3 protein-coding genes are annotated in these 1,535 nt (G+C 48.8%); 1 reads left to right on the forward strand and 2 read right to left on the reverse strand.

Annotated elements, in window-relative coordinates; genetic code table 11:
* Window positions 1-295 (forward strand): hypothetical protein (locus J3U95_RS28170; RefSeq protein ID WP_208281765.1); only part of this gene is annotated, 295 nt, incomplete at its 5' end.
* A gap of 262 nt (window positions 296-557) precedes the next feature.
* Here J3U95_RS28170 and J3U95_RS28175 read toward each other — a convergent pair.
* Together J3U95_RS28175 and J3U95_RS28915 are read right to left on the reverse strand one after the other, a co-directional pair.
* Window positions 558-833 carry a hypothetical protein gene (locus tag J3U95_RS28175; RefSeq protein WP_208281766.1) on the reverse strand — a complete coding sequence of 92 codons (276 nt, stop codon included), beginning with the start codon at window positions 831-833 and terminating at the stop codon, window positions 558-560.
* Entirely contained in the window at window positions 830-1,429 is a 600-nt protein-coding gene (locus J3U95_RS28915; RefSeq protein WP_208281767.1) for an RHS repeat-associated core domain-containing protein, read from the reverse strand. Before J3U95_RS28915 ends, J3U95_RS28175 begins: the two co-directional genes overlap by 4 nt.
* Between the last annotated feature and the right edge of the window lie 106 nt (window positions 1,430-1,535).

The following is a 1,535-nucleotide window of genomic DNA, read 5'->3' on the forward strand; positions in this document are numbered from 1 at the left end:
GACGGGGAACGGGTATGCAGCTTTCTGCTTCTTGGGCTTTTTCGTGGTCATTGCATCGGTCATGGAACAGTCCTCTCAGGATTATTTCATGACCCCGTTCCACACAGAAAATCTGACAGGCTCACAGCCGCTCGTCCCTAGCCCCAGCCCTCCCGGCATCAACATCAATGAAGACATTTCTGCAGACACAGTACTCATTGTTCGCAGGGTTCGACCGGAGAATGCTCCAGCAGTTGCAGCACTGGTAAAAAATCCTTTCAGAGACTGGCAGCATTGCACCGATAACATGGTTTAAATCTACGATAACCATCTTATTATTTGACATGATTTGTTTTCCGGTGGTCGGTAACGATTTGGCACTTCGATTAGCTCTCCGGCCTCTCGATGTGCCTGAGCTCTTCGCGAAAGCTAATGTTGATTTTCATTCGCTGATTGATTGAGCTACACATCGTGTCGAATAGTCGCTGTTATGTAACGTGCGCTGTTTGGATATAAATCCGACACCGGTTGTAATTAAGGCCTGGTTCTCCCCCCCCTTTATGCTGTTCTTGGAGCCATCAAATGGATTGCATGTGCTTCTTGGTTGACCTGCTAAGTTTTTCAAGCCTTCCCCACCAATCTTTTTGCGATAATTGAGGCAAGTAAAAATCGCCAAACCATTTCACGTGGCAACGCATCTCTATCTGTTTCAAAGCATCTTTCCGAATACTCGCCGAGAGAGTTTGATCTATCGCCAAGTTGGCAAGGTGTTGCAACTCATCAGCATCTCTAGTAAATCCCCCCTGATACAACTCAGAGATGATGCTGTTAGTTAACTCAGAAAAGGTCGTCATCTTCTGATTGCTCCTGTGTATTTTCCTCCGGCGGTAACGACTTGCCACCCCCCTCCGGTTTTCTCAGCTCCCCACTGTAGCTGAGGCGCTACTTTTCCTTCAAGTAGCATTTGATCCCGAGCTAGCGCAACAGGACTTTGAAACTCTGCTGTATTGCTTGGTGGAAGAGCAAGTTTTTGACGTCTTTCCGCGGGGGGTCCTCCCGCCGAGCAACGTGTTACAAATACTCCTGAAGCTGCTCCTTCTGCGGATTCAGTAATTATAAATTGCTCGCCGGCACTTCCGTGAGCGGCATAAATTTGACCATCGAAGCTCTTTACCACCTCATGCTGCTGAGCTTTCGAAAGTCCTCGTGCTTTCAAAAGCTTTCTTGCAGAGTTATTTTTAATTGGGAATCCACTACATGGTGTAAGTCCCAATGGGTCCTTCCATCCCGTTGGATTAGGCGCATAGCCATAGAGATTTTCACCGCCACTTAGCCCAATCGGGTCCTGGGTGAGGTACCTAGCCGTGTCGGAATCGTAATACCGATACCGGTTGTAGTGCAGCCCCGTCTCATCATCAAAGTACTGCCCCTGAAAGGCTTTGTTGCACAAATCGGCCCATCAGCGGCCGAGGCGCAGCACGGGTAAACTGACGGCATGATTGCTCCCGTAAAGCTGAAGTACCGAACGACCAACTGGAAAGACTACAACGCGGCAT

Source organism: Massilia oculi (genome assembly GCF_017582745.1).
Classification (GTDB): domain Bacteria; phylum Pseudomonadota; class Gammaproteobacteria; order Burkholderiales; family Burkholderiaceae_D; genus Telluria; species Telluria oculi_A.

Bases quoted from the DNA above. Each gene is read 5' to 3' on its own strand.
- J3U95_RS28175 (WP_208281766.1), bottom strand. From the start codon at position 833: ATGACGACCTTTTCTGAGTTAACTAACAGCATCATCTCTGAGTTGTAT.